The following is a 23,180-nucleotide window of genomic DNA, read 5'->3' on the forward strand; positions in this document are numbered from 1 at the left end:
CTAAAGCGACTGTCGATGTCCAAGCGCGACTATTACGAGACACTGGGCGTCGGCCGCGACGCCGACGATGCGGCGCTGAAATCCGCCTTCCGCAAGAAGGCGATGCAGTATCACCCCGACCGCAACCCCGACAACGCCGAGGCCGAGGCCCAGTTCAAGGAGCTGAACGAGGCCTATCAGGTGCTGTCCGACGGGCAGAAGCGCGCCGCCTACGACCGCTTCGGCCACCAGGCCTTCGAGAATGGCGGCGGAGGCGGCCATCCCGGCTTCGGCGGCGACTTCGCCTCCTCCATGTCGGACATCTTCGAGGAGCTGTTCGGCATGGGCGGCCGGCGGCGCGGGGCCGGCGGCCGCGAGCGCGGCGCGGACCTGCGCTACAACATGGACATCACGCTGGAGGAGGCCTTCACCGGCAAGGCCGCCCAGTTGCGGATTCCAACCACGGTCTCCTGCGAGGCCTGTTCCGGCACCGGCGCCAAGCCGGGCTCCAAGCCAAAGACCTGCGGCACCTGCGGCGGCCACGGCCGCGTGCGCGCCTCGCAGGGCTTCTTCTCGGTGGAGCGCACCTGCCCCACCTGCCAGGGCCGCGGCCAGGTCATCGAGGACCCCTGCGCCAACTGCACGGGCTCCGGCCGCATCACCAAGGAGCGCGTGCTCTCGGTGAACATCCCCGCCGGCGTCGAGGACGGCACCCGCATCCGGCTTGCCAACGAGGGCGAAGCCGGCTTCCGTGGCGGCCCCTCCGGCGACCTCTACATCTTCCTCTCGATCCAGCCGCACGCCTTCTTCCAGCGCGACGGTCAGGACCTCTACTGCCGCGCCCCGGTCTCCATGGTCACGGCGGCGCTGGGCGGCGCCTTCGAGGTGCCGACCATCGACGGTGGCCGGGCGCAGGTGAAGGTTCCCGAGGGCACCCAGTCCGGCAAGCGCTTCCGCCTCTCCGGCAAGGGCATGCCCGTTCTGCGCTCCAAGGCGGTCGGCGATCTCTACGTGCAGGTCGACGTGGAAACGCCCCGCGCGCTGACCAGGCGCCAGAAGGAGCTGCTTGCCGAGTTCGAGAAGGAGAGCTCGAAGGACACCCAGCCGGAGACGGCCGGCTTCTTCGCCAAGGCCAAGGCCTTTTGGGACGGGCTGGCGAAGGAAGGCTGATCCCGGCCGCGGGTCGGCGCATCCCTCGCCACCGCCATCAACCGTTGCCAACAAAAAAGCCGGGCCCAGTGCCCGGCTTTCGTGTGTCTCGGCGGCTGCCGCTTACTGCGTCAGGCCCGCGCCGCCCGGAAGCGTTCCGCCGGTCTCGGCCATGCGCTGGCGATAGAGCGCGGCGAAGTCGACCGGGTCCAGATAGAGCGGCGGGAAGCCGCCGTCGCGGGTCGCGTTGGCGATGATCTGGCGGGCGAAGGGGAAGATCAGGCGCGGGCACTCGATCAGCACGATCGGATGCACGGCCTCCTGCGGCACGTTGGCGATGCGGAAGATGCCGCCATAGACGAGTTCGAACTTGAAGAGCGTCATCTCCTTGGTCTTGGCGTCGCCCTCGATGGTGAGCTCGATCTGGAACTCCTGCTCGCTCATCGGATTGGCGTTGACGTTGATCTGGATATTGATCGCCGGCTGGTCGCTCTGCGGCATCAGCGAGCGGGGCGCGTTGCGGTTCTCGAAGGAGAAGTCGCGCACATACTGCGCCAGCACGTTCAGCTGCGGGGCCGCTTCGAGGGCGGTATCGCCGTTCGGGTTCATCGAAAGTCTCCGGTGGCGCCGCAGACGGGGCGGCTTCGGGTGGCAGTCATGGCGTGGCGCGCTCGCTAGCACGCACGGCGCGGAGGGGCAAGGCGGAGGGGTGCCGGATCAGCCCTGGCCAGGGGGCCGGAGCCGCGGATCGGCGGGCGGGGGACGACGCTCCTCGCGCCAGTCCTCGGGCTCGAGGTCGACGACGCCGGGGGGCGTTGGCCGCTGCCCCGTCGTCGTGACGCCGCCGCCGGCGAACAGCCCCATGAGGGCCGGCACGAGCAGCACCAGCGCGATGACGTCCGTGACGAAGCCGGGAATGGCGAGGAGCAGGCCGGCGAAGGCCGTCAGCAGGCCGCTGCGCGCCGCGTCACCGCTCACCAGAACGACGCCGCCGGAGCGCATCACCTGCGAGAACAGGAGGCTCGCCCCACCCTTGAGCAGCATGATGCCGAGGAAGGATGTGGCGACGACACCGAACAGTGCGCCGAAGAAGCCGATCTTGCCCGCGACGAAGAAGAACGTCGCGAATTCTAGGAACGGCAGCGCGATCAGGCCGAGCACGAGCCAGCGCAATTGGATCATCTCAAATCCTCCGCCGCCATAGCTGGCCCTTCCCGCCGCCGGCCGCAAGATGCCGACCCGTCGCAGAACTTCTTGGGGCGCCCAGTAGGCGTTCGGCAGCGGAACGGCTGGAATGCCCCACCCTTACCCTCCCCTCGCTGCGCGGGGAGAGGGTAAGGGTGGGACATCCCTGGCAAAGCCTCAGCTCGCCGGAGGCGTGCGGCCCGCCAGCACCTCGCCCATCACCCCCATGTCGAGGTTGTGGCCGGAGAGGATGACGCCGGCCGTGCGCCCGGTGAGCGAGGCCGCGTCCTTCGCCAACGCCGCAAGGGCAGCGGCGCCCGCGCCCTCCGCCGCATTGTGGGTGTCGGTCCAGTAGATGCGGATGGCCTCCGCGATCTCGTCCTCGGAGACCTCGACGCAGCGCGCCACTCCCTTCGCGATCATCGCCAGAGCTTCGGCATTGGGAATGCGCACCGCCATGCCGTCGGCGAAGCTCGCAGCCGTGTTGGTCTCCACCACATGACCGACCGCCAGCGAGCGCGCATAGGCCGGCGCGTTCTCGGCCACCACGGCGACCACCTCGGTCTTCAGGCCAAGGAGATCGCGCGCCGAGATGACGCCGCAGATGCCCGAGCCAAGGCCGATCGGCACATAGACCACATCGAGGTCGGGATGGGCGGTGAAGAGCTCAAGCGCATAGGTGCCGACGCCCATGACGAGATCGCGCTGGAACGAGGCGGCGAATTCGTAGCCGCGCTCGGCGGCGATCTCCGCGGCCCTCTGGCGCGCCTCGTCGAAGTCGCGGCCATGCTCGATGATCTCCGCGTCGAAGGCCCGCATGGCGGCGTTTTTCTCGACCGAATTGCCGTGCGGCACGACGATGACAACCGGCAGCCCGGCGCGACGGGCGGCGAAGGCGAGGCTCTGGCCATGATTGCCGCGCGTTGCCGAGACGATGCCCTTCACTTCAGGGCGCTCGCGCTTCAGGCGATCGACATAGACGAGCCCTCCACGCACCTTGAAGGCGCCGATGGGCGTGTGGTTCTCGTGCTTGACGACGACGGGGAGGCCGAAGCGTTCCGCCAAGAGCGGCCAGGCGAAGGCCGGCGTCGGCGGCATGGCCGCAAGCACGACGGCGTGGGCGGCGTGGAGGTCGTCGAGGGTGAAAGGGGTCATGGGTCAGGCCGCCCGCGCCGGGAAGACGCCGGCCCGGCCGAGAGCCGAGGGCAGCGGCTTGCCGAGCACGCCGGACAGCCAGCGCGAGGTGTCGAGCAGCGTGTCGATGTCGAGCCCGGTCCGGATGCCCATGCGGTTGAAGACATAGACGAGGTCCTCGGTCGCGACATTGCCGGTGGCGGCGGGTGCGAAGGGACAGCCGCCGACGCCGCCGGTGGAGGCGTCGAGGAAGTCGACGCCCGCCTCCACCGCCGCGATGGAGTTGGCGATGCCGGTGTTGCGGGTGTCGTGGAAATGGCAGCGCCACTTGACGGTAGAGGACAGCGCCCTCGCCCGCCGCAGCATCTCGGTGACCTGCGGCGGCACGGCACAGCCGATCGTGTCGGCGAAGCCGATGTCGAAGGGGTCGCTCTTCAGGAGTTCCTCGACGATGGCCATGACCCGTTCGACCGGAACCTCGCCGTCGAAGGGGCAGCCGAAGGAGGTGGCGAGCGAGATGGACATGGGCAGTCCGGCGGCGCGTGCGATGGCCGCGACCTCCCGCGTGCCGTTCACCAGATCGGCCACCGAGGCGTTCTGGTTGCGGTTGGCGAAGGTCTCGGAGGCGACGACGACATAGTTGATCTGCGTGCACTTCGCCGCCACGGCGCGGTCGGCGCCGCGGGCGTTGAGCGCAAGGCCGATCAGGTTGCGATCGGCATAGCGCGGGGCGAGGCCGGCCATGACGGCTTCGGCGTCGGCCATCTGCGGCACGCGCTTCGGATTGGCGAAGGACACCGCCTCGACATGGCGGAAGCCGGCGGCGAAGGAGCGCTCGACGAGCGAGATCTTGTCCTCGGTCGAGACCATGACCTTCTCGTTCTGCAGCCCGTCGCGCGGGGCAACCTCGATGATCTCAACGGAACGCGGCGTGTCGGTCATGGCATCCTCCGGCCGGCAGTTGTCGGCAATGACGGGAACCATGGCAAGACGGCCGGATGGCGGCAGGTCCCGCGCCATGGCATAGCTTCGCACTCCGCCACCGGCGGCAAGAACGGAACGACACGAGGATAACCGCATCCATGGCCACGGCACGCGCAGTCCAGCTTCATGCCTTCGGCGAGCCGGAGGTGATGGGGATCGAGACCCTCGAACTGCCGCCGCCCGGTCCCGGCGAGGTGCAGATGCGCCAGACCGCCGTCGGCTTCAACTTCATCGACGTCTACCAGCGCCGCGGCACCTATCCTCTGCCGACCCCGACCGGTCTCGGCCACGAGGCGGCGGGCGTGGTGGAGGCCGTCGGGCCGGGCGTCGGCGCCTTGAGGCCCGGCGACCGCGTCGCCTATATCAATGCCGGCATCGGCGCCTATGCCGACCGCCGCAACGTGCTTGCCGAGAGGCTGGTGCGACTTCCGGACAGCGTCAGCGACGAGGCGGCGGCCACCCTCATCTTCAAGGGCCTGACGGCGCAGTATCTGCTGCGCAAGACGCACCGCGTCGCCCCCGGCGACCTCATCCTCGTCCATTCGGCCGCGGGGGGCGTCGGCCAGATCCTCGTGCGCTGGGGCAAGGCGCTCGGCGCCGAGGTGATCGCCACGGCAGGCGGCCCGGAGAAATGCGCCCTGGCGAAGCGCATCGGCGCCGATCACGCCATCGACTACCGCCAGCCCGACTGGCCGGACGCCGTTCTCGCCGCGACCGGCGGCCGCAAGGCGCGTGTCGTCTATGACGCGGTGGGCAAGGATACCTTCCTGAAGTCGCTCGACTGCATCCAGCCCTTCGGCCTCATGGTCTGCTACGGCGCGGCATCGGGTCCGGCCCCTGACATCAATCCGGAGCTGCTCATCAAGAAGGGCTGTCTCTTCCTGACGCGCCCCTCGGTCTTTCCGCACAATGCCGACCCGGGCGTGTTTCGCGAGAACGCCGCCGAGCTCTTCGCCGCCATCGCGGCGGGCCACGTGGCCGTCGACATCGGCGCGCGGTTCCGGCTGGAAGCAATCGCGGAGGCCCATCGGGTGGCGGAGGCGCGGGCGACGACAGGAGCGATCCTCATCACGCCCTGACGGCGGGGGTCAGAAGCGAAGCCCTGCACCGATCGAAGTGCGTCCTTCGAGGCTCGCCATAGCATCGAGCGGACGCGAGATGCGTTCGCCTCTCGCTTCGCTCGCACCTCAGGATGAGGGGGATTGTGACTGGCACATGGGCTTTGGAAGCGCGATCGTGCTGTTTCAGCCGACGCGGATGCAACGCACACCCATCCTCATCCTGAGGTGCGAGCGAAGCGAGCCTAGAAGGACGCAATTCGCCGATGCAACTCACGTCCCCCGCGGCTTGGCGCGATGCGTCGCCGAGGCGGCGGCGGGATCGTCGGGCCAGGGGTGGCGGGGATAGCGACCCTTCATCTCCGACTTCACCGCCTGGTAAGACCCCTTCCAGAACCCGGGGAGGTCGCGCGTCACCTGCACCGGCCGGTGCGCCGGCGACAGCAGTTCCACCACCAGCGGGATCTTGCCCCGCGCCACGCTCGGATGCACAGCGAGGCCGAACAGCTCCTGCACGCGGATCGACAGGACCGGCTCCTCGCCCTCATAAGTGATGGGGTGGCGCTGGCCTGACGGGGCGTCGAAATGGCTCGGCAGGTCCGCCTCGATCCGCCGCTTCACGTCCCACGGCACCAGTTGGTCGAGAGCATTGCCGAGATCATCGCCGCCGACCTGCGACAGCGCCGTCCGTCCCACGATGTGGGGCGCCAGCCAGTCGACGGCCGTCGCGGCGAGGGCCTGATCGGAGAGGTCCGGAAAGCTCTCGTCCACCCGCCGCAGGAAGGAGACTCGGTGGCGAAGCGCGAGTTGCGCCTTCGTCCACGGCAGGCGGTGGATACCAAGCTGCGCAATGCCCTCGGCAAGCGCCTTCGCGCTGGCCTCATCCGCGGGAACGGCCAGCGTCTGCTCGCCAAGGCTCACCAAGCCGATGCGGCGCGAGCGCCGCGCCCTCAGCGCCGCCGCCGTCCTGTCGAAGGTCACCTCCTCGCGCGTCTCGATTCGGGTTGCAAACCCCTCCTCGATCTCGGCGAGGCTGATGGGCGCAGCGGACAGGATGCGCGCCCGCGCCGCAACGCCGCCGATCTCTGCCACGGCGAGGAAGGTCTCGCGCGCCAGCGGCGAGGCCGGATCGACGGAGCCGCCACGGCCATTGGCGAGAACAAAATCGCCATCCTTGCCGCGGGCGCGGGCGATGCGGTCGGGGAAGGCCAGCGCCAGCACGGCTCCCGCCCGCTCCGGCCCCGAGCCGATGTCGGCCGCCGACTTCACCTCGCGCAGCCAGCCGCCTGCCATACGCCGCGCATCCTCGGCCCGGCGCGAGCGATCCGACCGGAAGCGGTCGAGCCGGTGGCCGAGATGGATGTCGTCGCCGCCAAGGCCTCTTTCTGACACCAGCAGCGCGAGGTCGGCGGCGAGCCGCCCCTCGCCGCGGCGGGCGGCGTCCACCACCATGCGCGCAAGGCGCGGACTGAGCGGCAGGCCGCGCAGCAGCTTGCCCTCGCCGGTGATGCGGCCGTCGGCATCGAGCGCACCGAGGCTTTCGAGCATGGCGCGCGCCTCGGTGAGCGCCGGCTTCGGCGGCGGGTCGAGGAAGGCGAGGCTCGCCGGATCGGTGACCCCCCAGGCGGCGCAGTCGAGCATGAGCGACGAGAGATCGGCCGCAAGAATTTCCGGCGTCGCATAGGCCGGGAAGGCGCCCTCCTGCGCCTCGTCCCACAGCCGGTAGCAGATGCCGGGCTCGGTTCGTCCGGCGCGGCCGCGGCGCTGGTCGGCGGCGGCGCGGGAGACGCGCACGGTCTCGAGGCGCGTCAGGCCGAGATCGGGCTCGAAGCGCGGGACGCGGGCGAGCCCGGAATCGACCACGACGCGCACCCCCTCGATGGTCAGCGAGGTCTCGGCGATGGCGGTCGCCAGAACCACCTTGCGGCGGCCCGGCGGCGCCGGTTCGATGGCGCGGTCCTGCTCGGCCCGGTCGAGTGCGCCGAAGAGCTGGACGATATCGACGGCCGGGTCCTTCACCGTGGCGGCGAGAAGGTCGGCGGTGCGGCGGATCTCGGCCGCGCCGGGGAGGAAGACGAGCGCCGAGCCGGTCTCCTCGGCAAGTGCCCGCCGCACCACCCGCGCCACCTCGTCCTCAAGCCGCGCGCTCGGATCGCGGCCGACATGGCGCGTTGTCACCGGAAATGCCCGGCCTGCGCTCTCGACGACCGGCGCGTCGGCAAGGAGCTTCGCGACACGCGCGCCGTCGAGCGTCGCCGACATGACGAGGATGCGCAGGTCCTCCCGCAAGGCGCCCTGAGTGTCCAGCGCGAGGGCGAGGCCGAGATCGGCGTCGAGGCTTCGCTCGTGGAACTCGTCGAAGAGCACGGCCGCAACGCCGGTCAGCGCGGGATCATCAAGGATCATGCGCGTAAAGATGCCTTCGGTGACGACCTCGACGCGGGTGCGGGCCGACACCTTCGAGCCGAAACGGACGCGCAGGCCGACACGCCCACCCACGTCCTCGCCCAGCGTCCTCGCCATGCGGTCGGCGACGGCGCGGGCGGCGATGCGGCGCGGCTCGAGGACGAGGATCTTGCCCGTCCCGCTCCAGGACTCGTCCATCAGCACCAGCGGTACGCGCGTCGACTTGCCGGCGCCGGGAGGCGCCACCAGCACAGCGCGCGGCGAGGCCGCGAGAGCGGCTTTCAGGGCCGGCAGGGCCTCGTCGATGGGGAGGGCGGAAAGGGACACGCCGGGCGTTTACGGTTCCTTCACCGCGTCCGCAAGCGGGACAGGTTGGAATGGCACGAAACCCGCGTCCGGGCCTCCGCCTTGCGATGTCTCCGGCAAGGGCCGACGGATGTTCCGGAATGGGACGGCGGCGCGCCCGCCGGGATGTGGACGCATCCTGGCACAGGACCCGTCCGGATCACGGCTGCCGCCATCCAAGAGCGGCGCCGCCGGGCGGCGGGGCGGCCAGTCCCCAATGCTCCTCATGGCCGCCCCCATGGAACGGCCCGCGGGCGCCGCCGCGGGCCGTTCTCATGTTCAGGGGAGGTGCCGCGCAGCCGATGCGGCTTGCAGAACCCGGGGTGCTTTGGCTATGGTCCCGACCCTCAGCGGGTGTAGTTCAATGGTAGAACGGCAGCTTCCCAAGCTGCATACGAGGGTTCGATTCCCTTCACCCGCTCCAGCTCTCCCTTCATCGTTGAACGGTCGTCGCGTCGTTCCTGTCGGGTAGCGCAGCCTCGCCATCGTTCCTCACCTCCGGCTTCAGCGGCGTCAACCATTTCAGCGTGACCACCGTGAACACCGCGATCATCGCCGCGACGCCGTAGGCGCCGAGGCCGACGGCCGTGCCGATGGCGCCCGTCGCCCAGAGGCTGGCGGCTGTTGCCGTGCCCTTCACCGAGGCGCCCTGCTTGAGGATGGCGCCGCCGCCGATGAAGCCGATGCCGGTGATGAGGCCCTCGACGATTTTGCCCATGGCGTCTGGATGCGCGCCGTATTTCGCCTCCGCCGCCTGCACGAAGCCGCAGCAGGCAATAGCGACAAGCGGAAAGGTCCTCAGACCGGCGCTGCGATCTTCCTTCTCACGATCCCAGCCGATGGGCAGGACCAGCACATAGGCGATCGTCAGCGCCGTCAGATGCGGCAGCAGATCGGCCCGCAGCGTGGCCATCAGCAGGTCGAGCATGGAGGGTCTCCGGGAATCCCGCCGGTAACGCGGCACGCTCGGACACAGTTCCCCCCTTGCGGGTCTCAGCCGCCCGCCTCTGCAGCCTTCTCCGCGCGTCCCGCCGCCACCTGCGCGACCGCTGCGGGCAGTGCGATGGCGATGCCCACGAGGCTGGCCGTGAGGTTCGGCGCCATCAGCAGCAGACCCGAGAGCCCCAGCGACAGGCGCTGCCAGCGCGCCATCGGGGCGAGCGCATAGCCGGTGAGCGCCGCCGCCAGGATGAAGACGCCGAGCGCGCAGGTGGCCGCCGTCGTGGCGAAATCCCACCAGGTAAAGCCCTTGGTGACGATGAGCAGCGCTGGCCCATAGACGAAGACGAAGGGCACCAGCGCCTTGGCGAGACCGAGGCGGAAGGCCGTGTTGCCGGTCTTGAACGGATCGGCCCCCGCCATGCTGGCCGCCGCATAGGCGGCAAGCGCCACCGGTGGCGTGATGTCGGCGAGCACGCCGTAATAGAAGACGAAGAAGTGCGCGACGATGGGCTCGACGCCGAGCAGGGCCAGCGAGGGCGCGGCCACCGTCACCATGATGATGTAGTTCGCCGTCGTCGGCACGCCGGTGCCGAGCAGGATGCAGACGATCGCCGTCATCACCAGCGTGAAGAACAGCGTCATGCCCTTGGCGTCGAAAGCCCAGGCCGGCAGGACCGAGCCGACGATGCCAGCGAGTTGGGCCGCGAAGCTCGTCACGATGTTGGAGATCTTGAAGCCGACACCGGTCAGCGTCACGACGCCGACGATGATGCCGACGGTGGCCGCCGCGGCGCCCACCGCGATGGCGTATTTGGCGCCGACCACGAAGGCGTCGGTCATGTCGGCGGTGAGGAACTTGCCCTCGGGATCGCGCAGGGCGAAGGCGGCGCAGACGGCGGCGACGCCGATCACGATGGCGACCGTCGCCCAGCCCTCCGAGAGCAGGCTTGCCGAGACCGCCGCGATCATCACCGCAAGAAAGCCGACGGCGACGACGGGGTTGCGCCTGGTGAAGCCGACCAGCACGCAGGCGGTGATGCCCCAGAAGGCGGCGAGATAGGGTGTGAAGCCGGAGAACAGCACCATGAGCAGGACGACGAGCGGAATGGCCGCCGGCCAGTCGCGGGCGATGACCTCGCCCGCCTTCGGCAGGTCGGCGACGGGCAGGCCCTTCAGGCCGTTCTTCTTCGCCTCGAAATGCACCTGCCAGAACACGCCGAAGAAGTGCATGGAGGCCGGGATGAGCGCCGCCAGCACGATGGACTGGTAGGGCAGGTTGAGGAACTCGATCATCAGGAAGGCGGCCGCCCCCATGATCGGCGGCGTGATCTGGCCACCGGTGGAGGCGGTGGATTCGATCGCGGCGGCCATGTGGCGCGGATAGCCGAGGCGCATCATGGCCGGAATGGTGAGCGAGCCGACGGTGACGGTGTTGGCGATCGACGACCCCGAGATCATGCCGAACATGGCCGAGCCGAAGATCGAGACCTTGGCGGGGCCGCCGGCATAACGGCCGGCGAGCGCGGTGGCGAGGTCGATGAACAGCCGGCCGAGGCCGATGCGCGTCGCCAGCACGCCGAAGAGCACGTAGTGGAAGACGTAGGTCGCCACGACGCCGAGCGCGATGCCGTAGATGCCGTTGCTGGTGAGGTAAAGGTGGTTGACCACCGAACTCCACGTGTTGCCGGGGTGGGCGAGGATGCCGGGGAGCGACTGCCCGTACATCGCATAGACCATCAGCGTGACGGCGATGATCGGCAGCGGCCAGCCGACGCTGCGGCGCGTCGCCTCCAGCAGCACGATGATGGCGATCGACGCCATAATAACGTCCAGGGGCTCGGGATTGCCGACCCGGAAGGCGAGATCGTCGTAGATCCACGGCATGTAGAGGCTGGCCACCACCGCGCCGGCCGCCATCAGCCAGTCGTAGATGGCGATGCCGCCGGGAGCCAGCACGCCGGCCTGCGGCGGGGTCTTGTGGTCGCGCTTCAGCAGCGGGAAGACGAGGAAGATAAGCCCCAGCACGAAGGCCATGTGGATGCCGCGATGGGTCGCCTCGCGCAGCAGGCCGAAACCGGCGGTGTAGTAGTGGAAGACGGAGAGGGTGAAGAGCAGACCCGCCACGATCCAGGCTGTCATCGGCAGCAGCGGCCGGAAGCGCACCTCCGAATCGAACTCCTCCTCCAGCTTCTGGAGGGCGTTCGGGTCCATCGCCTCGGTCTTCATAGCCGTCTCGCGGTTTCGGGGGGATCGTGCCGTCAGGAATGCGAAGGCCGCGCGGTAACCGCGCGGCCCATCGTGGTCAAGGCCTTGAGGCCATCGGTGTCAGCGCAGCAGGCCGGCTTCCTTGTAGAAGCGGGCGGCGCCGTCATGCAGCGGGATGCCGAGGCCCTGGAGCGCGGTCTCCTTGCGGATCGCCTTGCCCTTGGCATGGCCGGCATCGAGCAGGGCGCGCGTCTTGTCGCTCCACAGCGCCTTGGTGACTTCATAGACGAGGTCGGCGCTCATCTTGGTCGAGGTCACCCACTGGGCGCCGACGGCGAGCGTCTTGACGCCCTTGACGTCCTTGTAGGCGTTGTCCGGGATCGCGTCCTCGGCGAAGAACTTGAACTCGGCCATGATCTTCTTCGCCGGCTCACCCTCGATCGGCAGCAGCTCGATGCCCGTCGTGGTGGCGAGTTCCGTCAGCGCCGCTGTCGGCCAGCCGGTCGTCATGAAGAAGGCGTCGAGACCGCCGTCCTTCAGCTTCTCGGCCGAGGGGCCGGGCTTCAGGTTCTCGGCGCGATACTCGCCGTCGCGGATGCCGTAGCCGGCGAGGATCGCCTTGGCGTTGATGATCGAGCCCGAGCCCGGCTCGTCGATCGAGATGCGCTTGCCCTTCAGGTCGGCGATCGAGCGGATGTTGAGGCCCTTCTTGACCACGACATGCAGGGATTCCGGATAGAGATTGGCGATGGCGCGCAGGATCTCCACCTTCGGGCGGCCCTGGTAGACGCCGGTGCCGGAATAGGCCCAGCTGGCGACGTCTGACTGGCTGAAGCCCGATTCCATGGCGCCGCCGACGATGCCGTTGACGTTGGCGACCGAGCCGTTGGTGGCCACCGCCGAGGCATCGACCGTCGCGCCCGAGATGGCGTTCGCGATGAGGCCGCCGATCGGATAGTAGGTGCCCGCCGTGCCACCGGTGCCGATGCGGAAGAACTGCTTGGCCTGGGCGAGAGCCGCGCCGGGCGCCAGCAGGGAGGCGAGGCCGGTAGCACCCGCCAGTGCCGTGAACTGCCTGCGGTCGATGGTCATGGTGTTGTCTCCACTCGTCTTGAACTGCGTATCCGCCAGCGCGAGGGCCGTCCGGAAAGCGCGCATGTGATCACATTGCCGGCAGGGAAGCCAGCGGCAGGCGCCCGTTCTGGGGACGAGCCGGCCATGCGTTGACAAAAGTGCTTGCCCGGCGGCGCGGGCCATGGCGGCATGGTCGCAAGGCGTCGGTGAGAGCGCGAGCGGAGGAACGCATGAAGCGGGTACAGGTCGTCATCATCGGCTCGGGGCCGTCCGGCCTCATGCTCGGGCACATCCTCCACCGCGCCGGCATCGAGGCCGTGATCCTGGAAAACCGCAGCCAGGACTATGTGCTGGCCCGCGTCCGCGCCGGCCTTCTCGAGCAGGGCTCGGTCGACCTCCTGCGCGAGAACGGTCTGTCGGGCCGGCTCGACCGCGAGGGCCTCGTCCACCGCGGCATGGCGCTCGCCTTCGACGGCGAGCGGCACCGCATCGATCTCTCCGGCCTGTCGGGCGGCAAGCTGGTCACCATCTACGGCCAGACGGAGGTCACCAAGGACCTGATGGATGCCCGCGCCACGCTGGGGGCCACGACCGTCTATGAGGCGCAGGACGTCACGCCGTACGATTTCGACGGGCCGAACCCGCGCGTGACCTATGCGAAGGACGGCGTCACCCACGAGATCGCCTGCGACTTCATCGCCGGCTGCGACGGCTATCACGGCGTCTCGCGCGCCAGCGTCCCCGCGGGCTCCATCGCGACCTACGAGCGCGTCTATCCCTTCGGCTGGCTCGGCATCCTCGCCGAGGTGCCGCCCGTCGACCACGAGCTCATCTACGCCAACTCCCCCCGCGGCTTCGCCCTCTGCACCATGCGTTCGGCGACCCGCAGCCGCTACTACGTCCAGTGCCCGATCGACGACCGGGTCGAAGACTGGCCCGACGACCGCTTCTGGGACGAGATCCGCCGCCGCGTCGACGTGCCGACCGCAGAAGCCATGGTCACCGGCCCGTCCTTCGAGAAGTCCGTCGCGCCGCTGCGCAGCTTTGTCGCCGAGCCGCTGCGCTTCGGCCGGATGTTTCTCGTCGGCGATGCCGCCCACATCGTGCCGCCGACCGGCGCCAAGGGCCTCAACCTCGCGATGAGCGACGTGCGCTATCTCTCCGAGGGGCTGATCGAGCACTATCGGGAGAAGTCGCCCCATGGCCTCGAAGGCTATTCCGCCCGCGCCCTCGCCCGCATCTGGAAGGCGGTGCGCTTCTCCTGGTGGATGACCACCATGCTGCACCGGTTTCCCGACGCGACGGCCTTCGACCAAAGGATCCAGGAGGCGGACCTCGCCTATCTCGTCTCCTCGCAGGCGGCCATGACCTCGCTGGCGGAGAACTATGTCGGCCTGCCGCACTGACCAGCCACCTGCGGACAGGCGGGAACATTGACCCCGCAGCCGGGGACGCTTAACTCAGGCGCAAATCCGGCTCACCGATCCAAGACCCATTCCATGGCCCTGCGCGAGATCATCGTCATTCCCGATCCGCGGCTGAAGCTCATCTCCGAGCCGGTCGCCGCCGTCGACAGCCGGGTGCGCAGGCTCGCCGACGACATGCTGGAGACCATGTACGAGGCGCCCGGCATCGGCCTTGCCGCCATCCAGATCGCCGAGCCGCGGCGCGTGATCACCATCGACCTTGCGCGCAAGGAAGAGCCGAAGAAGCCGGTCGTCCTCATCAACCCGGAGATCGTCTGGCACTCGGACGAGGTCTCCGTCTATGAGGAAGGCTGCCTGTCCATCCCCGAATACTACGAGGAGGTGGAGCGCCCGGCCACGTGCCGCGTCCGCTATCTCGACCTCGACGGCAAGCCGCAGGAGCTCGACTGCGAGGGCCTGATGGCGACCTGCGTCCAGCACGAGGTGGATCACCTCAACGGCGTTCTCTTCATCGATTACCTGTCGCGCCTGAAGCGCGAGCGCGTGATGAAGAAGTTCACCAAGGCGGCGAAGCGCGAGGCCTTGGCGTGAGCCTGCGCGTCGTCTTCATGGGCACGCCGGATTTCGCCGTGCCCACCCTCTCCGAGATCATCGGCCAGGGCCACGAGGTCGTCGCGGTCTATACGCGCGCGCCGAAGCCGGCCGGCCGCGGCATGGATGAGCAGAAGACGCCGGTACATCGCCTGGCCGATCGCTTCGGCATCCCGGTCTTCACGCCGCGCACCCTGCGCGAGGAACAGGCGCAACGCGACTTTGCCTCGCTCGGCGCCGATGTCGCCGTGGTCGTCGCATACGGCCTGATCCTGCCGAAGCCGGTGCTGGACGCCCCCGCCCTCGGCTGCCTCAACCTGCACGGCTCGCTGCTGCCCCGCTGGCGCGGTGCGGCGCCCATCCAGCGCGCCATCATGGCGGGCGATGCCGAGACCGGGGTCATGGTGATGCAGATGGACGAGGGCCTCGATACCGGCCCCGTGGCCATGGTCGAGAAGATCGTCATCGGCCCCGACATGACGGCGCAAGACCTGCACGACCGCATGGCGACCCTCGGCGCCGACCTGATGGTGCGGGCGCTCGCCGCCCTCGACCGCGGATCGCTCGCCTTCGTGCCCCAGGCGGCTGAGGGCGTCACCTACGCCGCCAAGATCGACAAGGCGGAGGCGCGCATCGACTGGTCGCGCCCGGCGCGCGAAGTCCACAACAAGGTGCGCGGCCTCTCGCCCTTTCCCGGTGCCTGGTTCGAGGCCGACCTCGGCAAGGGACCGGAACGGGTGAAGGCGCTGCGCACGACGCTCGCCGCCGGCATCGGCGCGCCGGGCACGCTGCTCGACACTGACATGACGGTGGCCTGTGGCGAGGGGGCCGTGCGCCTCGTCGAGGTGCAGCGCGCCGGCGCGAAGGCCATGAAGGCCATCGATTTCCTCAACGGCGCGAAGGTCGGGCCCGGCGCGGTTTTCGGCTAGTGCCCCGCTACAAGCTGACCATCGAATATGACGGCGGGCCCTATCTTGGATGGCAGATGCAGGCCGCAAGCTACGGCAAGTCGGTGCAGGGCGAGCTTGTCCGCGCCATCGCCGCGTTCTGCGGCGAGACGGTGACGGTGGCGGGCGCCGGCCGCACCGATGCCGGCGTCCATGCGACGGGGCAGGTTGCCCATGTGGATCTTGCGCGCGACTGGCCGAATCGGGTCGTGCGCGACGCCACCAATCGCTACCTCAAGGACGAGGCCATCGCCGTCGTCGCCGCCGAGAAGATGCCGGACGAGTTCGACGCCCGGTTCTCCGCTGTCCGCCGCCACTACCTCTACCGCATCATCGACCGCCGCCCGCCGCTGACGCTGGAGCGCGAACGCGCCTGGTGGTCGCCGAAGCCGCTCGACGTCGCGCTCATGCAGGAGGCGGCGAACGTCCTCATCGGTCGGCACGACTTCACCACATTCCGCTCCACCGAATGCCAGGCCAAGTCGCCGGTGAAGAACCTCGACCGCTTCGACATCATCCGCACGGCGTCCGGTATCGAATGCCGGCTGGATGCCCGCTCCTTCCTGCACAACCAGGTGCGCTCCATGGTCGGCACGGTGAAGCTCACCGGCGAGGGGCTGTGGTCCGCCGACGACGTGCGCGATGCGCTCGCCGCCCGCGACCGCAAGGCCTGTGGCATGGTGGGACCGGCGCATGCGCTCTACCTGACCCAGGTCGACTATCCCGCCCACTGGCAGCCTCTGGCCGATACGCCGGAGACATGAAGCCGCCTTCTGCCGGAGTGACGGCGCGCCTATAGTCGCGCCATGACTGACCGCCTGACGCCCGAACTTGCCATCGACCGGCTCGAAGCCCTCTACGAGGATGCGACCGCTGCCCTGCGCAGCGCCCTCGCCCGCTATCTCGACGGCGCCGCCCCGCCGTCACCTGAAGAGCGCGCGCGCTTCGTCTATCCGGAACTCGCCGTCACCTATGCGCCCGAGCGCGCAGCGCCGCGCAACCGCCGCGCCTATGCCAAGTTCTCACGCCCCGGGCTCTACACGACAACGGTAACGCAGCCCGGCTTCTTCCGCCGCTACCTGCTCGACCAGTTGCGGCCTCTGACGGAGGAGTACGGCGCCACCCTCGATGTCCGCCCGTCCACGCAGGAGATCCCCTATCCCTATGTGCTCGACGGCGTCGATGAACTGGCGGCGGGCGGCCGCACCCCGTCCGAGCTTGCCCGCCACTTCCCCGTCCCGCTTCTGTCGCTGGTCGGCGACGAGGTGGCCGACGGCATCTTCGAGGGGCTGCCGAATGGCGCCCTGCCCCTGTCGCTGTTCGACGCGGTGCGCGTGGACTATTCCCTGCGCCGGCTGATCCACTACACCGGCACCGACTGGCGCGCGGCCCAGCCTTGGATCCTGCTGACCAACTACCACCGCTATGTCGACCAGTTCGTGGTCTGGGCGGCGGAGGAGATCGCAGCCGGCCGCGCCGAGCGGCTGGTGGCGCCCGGCGGCCAGAGCATCACCCGCGAGACGCTGGATGGCGGCGCGGTGCGGATCGCCGCCTCACCCTGGCACCGCTTCCAGATGCCCGCCTATCATCTCGAGCGGAGCGGCACGGCCGGCGTGACGCTGGTCAATATCGGCGTCGGTCCGTCGAACGCGAAGAACATCACCGATCACCTGGCGGTGCTCAGGCCCCATTGCTGGCTGATGATCGGCCATTGCGGCGGCCTCAGGCAGGCGCAGGAGATCGGCGACTATGTGCTCGCACACGCCTATCTGAGGCGCGACCGCATCCTCGACCAGCTCGTGCCGCCGGAGATCCCCATCCCTGCGCTGGCGGAAATTCAGACGGCGCTGCAGGAATCCTGCGCCGCCGTCACCGGCATGACCGGCGAGGCGCTGAAGCACCGCCTGCGGACCGGCACTGTCGTCACCAACAACGACCGCAACTGGGAACTGCGCTACACGCAGGAATCGCGCCTGTTCAACCTGTCGCGCGCCATTGCGGTGGACATGGAGAGCGGCACCATCGCGGCGCAGGGCTACCGGCTGCGCGTGCCCTACGGAACGTTGCTCTGCGTCTCCGACAAGCCGCTGCACGGCGAGATCAAGCTGCCCGGCGCCGCCAACGCCTTCTATGCCAGCGCCGTGGCGCAACACCTGCTTGTCGGGCTCGATGCGGTGGAGCGGCTGAAGCGCACCGGCGGCACCATCCACTCGCGCAAGCTCAGGAGCTTCGACGAGCCGCCATTCCGCTGAGATCGGAAAAAGCGCCAGCTTAGCGGCTCCTTTTCCATTCTCAGGCGTTTTCAAGTGCCTGGGCTCCCGCGGGAGCCGGCCGCCGGGGGCGACAATGCGCAAGTTCGACGATGTGGGTTTCGTGGCACTGCTGATCGTCGTCAGCCTCTTGTTCGCCTGGATTCTCTGGCCCTTCTTCGGCGCCATCCTGTGGGCCATCGTCACCGCCATCGTCTTCGCCCCCGTCAACGCCCGGGTGGCGCGGGCCATGCCGAAAAGGCCGGGCGTGGCGGCGCTGATCACACTGGCGGCCGTTCTCCTGATCGTCATCCTGCCGTTCCTGGCCATTGGCGCGAGCCTTGTCGCGCAGGGCGCCGAAACCTATGCGGCGATGCAGGATGGACGAATCGATCTCGGTGGCCTGATTCGGCGGATCATCGCCAGCCTGCCCGCCTGGGTCACCGACTTCGCCGCCCGCTACGGTATCTACAACGCGGCCGATGTGCAGGAACGTCTCGCCTCCTGGGCTACCGCGAGCAGCCAGTCGATTGCTTCGCGCGCCGTGAGCATCGGCCAGGGCACGGCCGGCTTCGTCATCGACCTCGCGGTGATGCTCTATCTGCTGTTCTTCCTGCTGCGCGACGGCGGCGGCCTGATCGGACGCATCGCCGACAAGCTGCCGCTCCAGCCGCGCCGCCGCCGCGCCCTCCTCGACAGGTTCACCCTCGTCGTGCGGGCAACCGTGAAGGGCGGCTTTCTCATCGCCCTGCTACAGGGCGCGCTGGGCGGCTTAATCTTCTGGGTGCTCGGCATCCCCTCTCCGCTGCTATGGGCCGCCCTGATGGCTTTCCTCTCGCTGGTTCCCGCCGTTGGTGCGAGCCTCGTCTGGGGACCGGTCGCGATCTATCTCTTCGCCACGGGGGCCGTGTGGCAGGCGATCGTGCTCTCAGCTTTCGGCATGATCGTCATCGGCCTTGCCGACAACGTCCTGCGTCCGAGACTGGTCAGCAAGGATGTCAAGCTCCCGGACTATATGATCCTGATTTCGACCCTCGGCGGCATCCAGATCTTCGGGCTCAACGGCTTTGTGGTTGGCCCGCTGATTGCCGCCATGTTCGTGACGGTCTGGCAGCTTCTCGCGGAAACACCGCCTCGCCCCCCGGCATCGGAGCCCGCCGCTCCTCCCGCCTGATCGGGACGGCCGAAAGGCGGCCGTCCCGATCAGGCGGGAGACTTTGCAGCGCAACACACAACCCGTTAGGGTCTCGGCCCTCTCCGGGTGCAGGCACAACCATGCTTCACGGCAAACGCATTCTCCTCGTCATCGGCGGCGGCATCGCCGCCTACAAGTCGCTCGACCTGATCCGCCGCCTGCAGGACCGCGGCGCGAGGGTTCGCGCCATCCTGACGAAGGCGGGAACCGAGTTCGTCACGCCGCTCTCGGTCGGCTCGCTAACCGGCGACAAGGTCTTCCAGGAGTTGTTCTCGCTCACCGACGAGAACGAGATGGGTCATATCGAGCTGTCGCGCGACGCCGACCTGATCGCGGTGGCCCCCGCAACCGCCGATCTGATGGCCAAGATGGCGAACGGCCTCGCCAACGACCTCGCCTCCACGGCGCTGCTCGCCACCGACAAGAGGGTGCTCATCGCCCCCGCCATGAACGTGCGCATGTGGCTGCACCCGGCCACACAGCGCAATCTCGCCACCCTGCGCGGCGACGGCGTCGCGGTGGTCGGCCCCAACGAGGGTGGCATGGCCTGCGGGGAGTTCGGGCCCGGCCGCATGGCGGAAGTGCCGGAGATCATCGCCGCGATCGAGCAGCTGATGGCCGATCCCGCGGTCGGCCGCCCGCTCACCGGACACCATGTGGTGGTGACGTCCGGTCCGACCCGTGAGGCGATCGACCCGGTGCGCTACATCTCCAACCACTCCTCCGGCAAACAGGGCCACGCCATCGCCCGCGCCGCGGCGGAGGCCGGTGCCACGGTGACGCTGGTGACCGGGCCGGTCGCCCTGCCCGATCCGGTCGGCGTGACGACCGTCCATGTGGAGAGCGCCCGCGACATGATGGCGGCCGTGGAGTCCGCCCTGCCCGCCACCATCGCCGTCTTCGCGGCCGCCGTCGCCGACTGGCGGGTGGCGGAGGTCGCCGGCGGCAAGATCAAGAAGGGGGAGGGAGGCCCGCCCGCCCTCGCCTTCGTGGAGAACCCCGACATCCTCGCCACTGTGGCAAAGCTCGCCGCGAACCGGCCGCGCCTCGTCGTGGGCTTTGCGGCAGAGACGGAGAACGTCATCGACAACGCCCGGGCCAAGCTCGCCCGCAAGGGCTGCGACCTGATCGTCGCCAACGACGTCGCCACGGGCACCGGCACATTCGGCGGCGACGCCAACACCGTCCACCTGGTCACGCCCGACGGGGTCGAGACCTGGGAGCGCCAGTCCAAGGATGCGGTGGCGCGCGCTCTCGTCGCCCGCCTCGCCGACAGGGTCGCCGCACGATGAGCCGAAGATTGCAGATCGCCGTCCGCCGGCTTCCCCATGGCGAGGGACTGCCGCTGCCGCGCGCCCAGACCGACGGCGCAGCCGGCATGGACCTGGTCGCGGCCCCGCCCGAGGATGCGCCCATCACGCTGGCGCCGCGCGCCCGCGCTGCGGTGCCGACCGGCCTCGAACTTGCGATTCCGCCGGGATATGAAGGCCAGGTCCGGCCGCGCTCCGGTCTCGCGATCAGGCACGGGCTGACGGTGCTCAACGCGCCGGGCACGATCGACAGCGACTATCGCGGCGAGGTGAAGGTTCTGCTGATCAATCTCGGTGATGAACCTGTGAAAATCGCCCGCGGTGAACGCATTGCCCAGCTCGTCATTGCACCCGTCACGGTTGCGGACCTGATTACCGTCGAAAAGCTGGATGAAACCACTCGTGGAATCGGGGGTTTTGGTTCGACCGGCACATAGGAAAATTCTTCTCTGCGTTGCAGGCATTGGCCGCATGCACGAAATGGTCTTCTGTTTTTGCTCTGATCCATGATTTGTTTGAGGTGGGAAGAAACGACGTCTTCCCATGCATTGAGGGACCCATGCCCATCCTGTCTCGTCGTGGCCGGCTGGCGATTGCCGCCGTTGTCGATATCGCCGTTCACGCGGTGGACGCACCCGTGTCGGCGAAGGCGCTGGCCGCGCGCCACAATCTTCCGCCCCGCCATCTCGAACCCCTGCTCCAGGCGCTCGTCCGGGCCGGCATCCTGAAAGGTCTTCGTGGCCCCAGGGGGGGCTACGACGTCGCCCGCGAACGCCACCGCATCAACTGCGCCGAGATCGTCCGCACCGCGGTCGGGACGTTGAGCGACGAGTTCGAATCACTGTCGCCCCTGGTCGAGGGCGTCATCGTCCCGGCCATGGCAGAGGCCGAGCGCGACTATTTCGACCGGCTGGCGCAGATATCGATCGCCGATCTGTGCGAGAGGGCCGCAGCCCAGCCGGCGCTTACCGGCGAACTCGAAACGGCCTGAGGCTGCGTCACGCCGCCTTGGCAAAGACCCGCACGAGACGGTCGAGGGCACCGTTGAGCGTCTCGTCCTTCTTGGCGAAGCAGAACCTGACCACCGAGGTCACTGGCGTCTCGGCATAGAAGGCCGAGACGGGAATGGCCGCGACGCCGTGGTCGCTGACCAGCGCCTTGCAGAAGGCAACATCGTCGGAGATTCCCGCAGCGGCGAGATCGACATTGATGAAATAGGTCGCCGCGCTTGGCAGGACCTGGAAGCCAGAGCCGTCGAGCCCGGCATGGAACAGGTCGCGCGAACGCTGCAGGTCGGCGCGCATGCCCTCGAAGTAGGAATTGTCCTTGGCGAGCCCATAGGCGACCGCCGCCTGCAGGTTCGGCGGCGTGGTGAAGGTGAGGAACTGGTGCGCCTTGGACAGTACCTTCAGGATCGCGGGGGCGGCGACGACGAAGCCCACCTTCCAGCCGGTCAGCGAGAAGATCTTTCCGGCCGAGCCGATCTTCACCGACCGCTCGCGCAGCGTGTCCACAGCCAGCACGGAGACGTGGCGCCGGCCGTCGAAGATCACATGCTCCCAGACCTCGTCGGAGATGACGGTGGCGCCGAACCGCTCACAGAAGCGGCCGAGGAGTTCGAGGTCCTCGGTCGGGAAAATGGAGGCGGCAGGATTGAGCGGGTTGTTGAGAAGCACGACGCGAGTCTTGTCGGTGAAGACCTTCGCGAGATCCTCCTCGGTGAAGCGCCAGTGCGGCGGACGCAGCGTCACGAAGCGCGGCACGCCGCCGGCACGACGGACCAGCGGCAGATAGGCGTCGTACATCGGCTGGAACAGCACGACCTCGTCGCCCGGCTCGATCAGCGAGAACAGTGCCCCGGCCAGCGCCTCCGTGGCGCCGGAGGTGATCATCACCTCCTGGTTGGCATCCATCACGAGCCCCTGATGGTGGCGGTAGTGATCGGCCACCGCCTGCCGCAGTTCGGGCAGGCCCATCATGGGCGGATACTGGTTCCACCCCGACACGACCGCCTCGGCGGCCTTCTGGCGCACGTCGAGCGGGCCGGGATCGTCGGGGAAGCCCTGGCCGAGATTGATCGCGCCGGTCTCGCGCGCCAGCTGCGACATGACCTCGAAGACGGTGGTGGGCAGGTTGGCGAAGATCGGATTCATGAGGCCACCATCACACTGGCGTTCGCTTCAAAGAACGAGGTGATCGGTATGCCGAAATCGACGGACTGAGTCAAACCACCGGAACGCCGACGAAAGTCATGCGGTGCGGCGTCAGTCCGAGATTGGCGCGATGCCGTTCGGCAGCGAAACCGTGATCGGCCATCAGGCCAATCATCTCCGCCTCGCTATAGGTGGAAAGGCCGATTTGGGACCGCAGCTTGCGGTAGGGCGAGACGGCGGTCGCCACGAGACCCATCAGCGCGGCGGGCAGATAGCCATGCTTCAGGGCATTGCGCAGCAGCGAGGTGACGTCGGCGACCATGCCGGCGTCCGGTGGAATGACGTCGGCGATGACCAGCCGGCCCACCGGCTTCAGCTTGGCGCGGAAGCGGCCCAGCAGATCTCCGAGATCGTCCCGGGAGAGATACTGGATAAGCGAGGAGACCACGATCAAGTCGGTCGACCCGTCCGCCAGTACCGTATCGAGGTCCTCCGGCAGCGCGAAGCCGACATTGGCGAGCTGCCCGAAGCGCTCGCGCAGCCTGGCGACGACCGAAGGCGCACCGTCGCACAGCACCAGCCGCCCCACCGCGCTGGCGACGCGAGGCGTTTCCAGCGCCTCGCCGCAGGCATAGTCGAGCACGACCGATTCATGGCCGAGCCCCGCTGCAGCGACATGGGCCAGGATGCCTTCGGCGATCGCCTGATAATGCACCGCCTTGTGGCGGTCGCTGACATAGATGGCGTGCTCGCCATCCCAGAAGGACCGCCAGTCGCTCATCCGTGCGAATGCTCCGACAGCCGGGCGGTCAGCGCCAGCATGACGCCGGAGACGACAAGAGTGACA

The 23,180-nt window shown here is 68.6% G+C and carries 21 protein-coding genes and 1 tRNA gene; 12 read left to right on the plus strand and 10 right to left on the minus strand.

Annotated elements, in window-relative coordinates:
• Positions 1–15: 15 nt before the first annotated feature.
• The gene (gene dnaJ, locus ACJ4V0_RS12825; protein WP_448299964.1) at positions 16–1,149 is read left to right on the plus strand and encodes a molecular chaperone DnaJ; all 1,134 of its coding nucleotides are present in this window, start codon (positions 16–18) and stop codon (positions 1,147–1,149) included.
• 102 nt (positions 1,150–1,251) lie between these two features.
• On the opposite strand, the gene secB is transcribed toward dnaJ, so the two are convergent.
• From secB to ACJ4V0_RS12845, 4 genes are all read right to left on the minus strand, one after another.
• Complete coding sequence (gene secB / locus ACJ4V0_RS12830; protein ID WP_448299965.1) at positions 1,252–1,737, minus strand: protein-export chaperone SecB; 486 nt, start codon at positions 1,735–1,737, stop codon at positions 1,252–1,254.
• A 108-nt stretch (positions 1,738–1,845) separates the two neighbouring features.
• Positions 1,846–2,310 carry an FxsA family protein gene (locus ACJ4V0_RS12835; protein ID WP_448299966.1) on the minus strand — a complete coding sequence of 155 codons (465 nt, stop codon included), beginning with the start codon at positions 2,308–2,310 and terminating at the stop codon, positions 1,846–1,848.
• A 180-nt stretch (positions 2,311–2,490) separates the two neighbouring features.
• On the minus strand, positions 2,491–3,468 hold the full coding sequence (locus ACJ4V0_RS12840) for a threonine dehydratase (protein ID WP_448299967.1): 978 nt from the start codon (positions 3,466–3,468) through the stop codon (positions 2,491–2,493).
• 3 nt (positions 3,469–3,471) lie between these two features.
• Positions 3,472–4,467: a hydroxymethylglutaryl-CoA lyase gene (locus tag ACJ4V0_RS12845; protein WP_448299968.1), complete on the minus strand. Its 996-nt coding sequence runs from the start codon at positions 4,465–4,467 to the stop codon at positions 3,472–3,474.
• Between the two features lie 62 nt (positions 4,468–4,529).
• Between ACJ4V0_RS12845 and ACJ4V0_RS12850 the strand changes: the two genes are divergently transcribed.
• Positions 4,530–5,510, plus strand: a complete 981-nt coding sequence (locus tag ACJ4V0_RS12850; protein WP_448299969.1) for a quinone oxidoreductase family protein — start codon at positions 4,530–4,532, stop codon at positions 5,508–5,510.
• A gap of 252 nt (positions 5,511–5,762) precedes the next feature.
• Here ACJ4V0_RS12850 and hrpB read toward each other — a convergent pair whose 3' ends face one another.
• Positions 5,763–8,222, minus strand: a complete 2,460-nt coding sequence (hrpB, locus tag ACJ4V0_RS12855) for an ATP-dependent helicase HrpB (protein WP_448299970.1) — start codon at positions 8,220–8,222, stop codon at positions 5,763–5,765.
• Between the two features lie 368 nt (positions 8,223–8,590).
• Here hrpB and ACJ4V0_RS12860 point away from each other — a divergent pair.
• Positions 8,591–8,664 (plus strand) — tRNA-Gly (locus tag ACJ4V0_RS12860).
• A 9-nt stretch (positions 8,665–8,673) separates the two neighbouring features.
• Here the strand turns inward: ACJ4V0_RS12860 and ACJ4V0_RS12865 are convergent.
• The 3 genes from ACJ4V0_RS12865 to ACJ4V0_RS12875 all read right to left on the minus strand — a co-directional run bounded on the left by ACJ4V0_RS12865 (position 8,674) and on the right by ACJ4V0_RS12875 (position 12,479).
• On the minus strand, positions 8,674–9,168 hold the full coding sequence (locus ACJ4V0_RS12865) for an MgtC/SapB family protein (RefSeq protein WP_448299971.1): 495 nt from the start codon (positions 9,166–9,168) through the stop codon (positions 8,674–8,676).
• 65 nt (positions 9,169–9,233) lie between these two features.
• Positions 9,234–11,408 (minus strand): TRAP transporter permease, encoded by a 2,175-nt coding sequence (locus ACJ4V0_RS12870; protein WP_448299972.1) that lies wholly within the window; start codon positions 11,406–11,408, stop codon positions 9,234–9,236.
• Positions 11,409–11,507: 99 nt separating this feature from the next.
• Positions 11,508–12,479 carry a TAXI family TRAP transporter solute-binding subunit gene (locus ACJ4V0_RS12875; protein ID WP_448300034.1) on the minus strand — a complete coding sequence of 324 codons (972 nt, stop codon included), beginning with the start codon at positions 12,477–12,479 and terminating at the stop codon, positions 11,508–11,510.
• A 212-nt stretch (positions 12,480–12,691) separates the two neighbouring features.
• Here ACJ4V0_RS12875 and pobA point away from each other — a divergent pair, with 212 nt between their 5' ends.
• The 9 genes from pobA (at position 12,692) to ACJ4V0_RS12920 (ending at position 21,171) form a co-directional block, all read left to right on the plus strand.
• Positions 12,692–13,867 (plus strand): 4-hydroxybenzoate 3-monooxygenase, encoded by a 1,176-nt coding sequence (gene pobA, locus ACJ4V0_RS12880; protein ID WP_448299973.1) that lies wholly within the window; start codon positions 12,692–12,694, stop codon positions 13,865–13,867.
• Positions 13,868–13,960: 93 nt separating this feature from the next.
• A complete protein-coding gene (gene def / locus ACJ4V0_RS12885) occupies positions 13,961–14,479 on the plus strand; it encodes a peptide deformylase (protein ID WP_448299974.1) in 519 nt (172 codons plus the stop codon).
• The gene (fmt, locus tag ACJ4V0_RS12890; RefSeq protein ID WP_448299975.1) at positions 14,476–15,408 is read left to right on the plus strand and encodes a methionyl-tRNA formyltransferase; all 933 of its coding nucleotides are present in this window, start codon (positions 14,476–14,478) and stop codon (positions 15,406–15,408) included. Before def ends, fmt begins: the two co-directional genes overlap by 4 nt.
• Positions 15,408–16,190, plus strand: coding sequence for a tRNA pseudouridine(38-40) synthase TruA (truA, locus tag ACJ4V0_RS12895; protein ID WP_448299976.1), 783 nt, complete (start codon positions 15,408–15,410; stop codon positions 16,188–16,190). The genes fmt and truA overlap by 1 nt, the downstream gene beginning before the upstream one ends.
• Before the next feature lie 42 nt (positions 16,191–16,232).
• Positions 16,233–17,678: an AMP nucleosidase gene (locus ACJ4V0_RS12900; protein ID WP_448299977.1), complete on the plus strand. Its 1,446-nt coding sequence runs from the start codon at positions 16,233–16,235 to the stop codon at positions 17,676–17,678.
• A gap of 94 nt (positions 17,679–17,772) precedes the next feature.
• Complete coding sequence (locus ACJ4V0_RS12905) at positions 17,773–18,849, plus strand: AI-2E family transporter (RefSeq protein ID WP_448299978.1); 1,077 nt, start codon at positions 17,773–17,775, stop codon at positions 18,847–18,849.
• A gap of 101 nt (positions 18,850–18,950) precedes the next feature.
• The gene (coaBC, locus tag ACJ4V0_RS12910) at positions 18,951–20,162 is read left to right on the plus strand and encodes a bifunctional phosphopantothenoylcysteine decarboxylase/phosphopantothenate--cysteine ligase CoaBC (RefSeq protein ID WP_448299979.1); all 1,212 of its coding nucleotides are present in this window, start codon (positions 18,951–18,953) and stop codon (positions 20,160–20,162) included.
• Positions 20,159–20,617, plus strand: coding sequence for a dUTP diphosphatase (gene dut / locus ACJ4V0_RS12915; protein ID WP_448299980.1), 459 nt, complete (start codon positions 20,159–20,161; stop codon positions 20,615–20,617). The genes coaBC and dut overlap by 4 nt, the downstream gene beginning before the upstream one ends.
• A 122-nt stretch (positions 20,618–20,739) precedes the next feature.
• A complete protein-coding gene (locus tag ACJ4V0_RS12920) occupies positions 20,740–21,171 on the plus strand; it encodes an RrF2 family transcriptional regulator (protein WP_448299981.1) in 432 nt (143 codons plus the stop codon).
• A 7-nt stretch (positions 21,172–21,178) separates the two neighbouring features.
• Here the strand turns inward: ACJ4V0_RS12920 and ACJ4V0_RS12925 are convergent, their stop codons facing one another.
• Together ACJ4V0_RS12925 and ACJ4V0_RS12930 are read right to left on the minus strand one after the other, a co-directional pair.
• On the minus strand, positions 21,179–22,333 hold the full coding sequence (locus ACJ4V0_RS12925) for an aminotransferase (RefSeq protein WP_448299982.1): 1,155 nt from the start codon (positions 22,331–22,333) through the stop codon (positions 21,179–21,181).
• A 70-nt stretch (positions 22,334–22,403) separates the two neighbouring features.
• Positions 22,404–23,114: a class I SAM-dependent methyltransferase gene (locus ACJ4V0_RS12930; RefSeq protein WP_448299983.1), complete on the minus strand. Its 711-nt coding sequence runs from the start codon at positions 23,112–23,114 to the stop codon at positions 22,404–22,406.
• Between the last annotated feature and the right edge of the window lie 66 nt (positions 23,115–23,180).

It is taken from the genome of Phreatobacter aquiterrae (genome assembly GCF_053471285.1).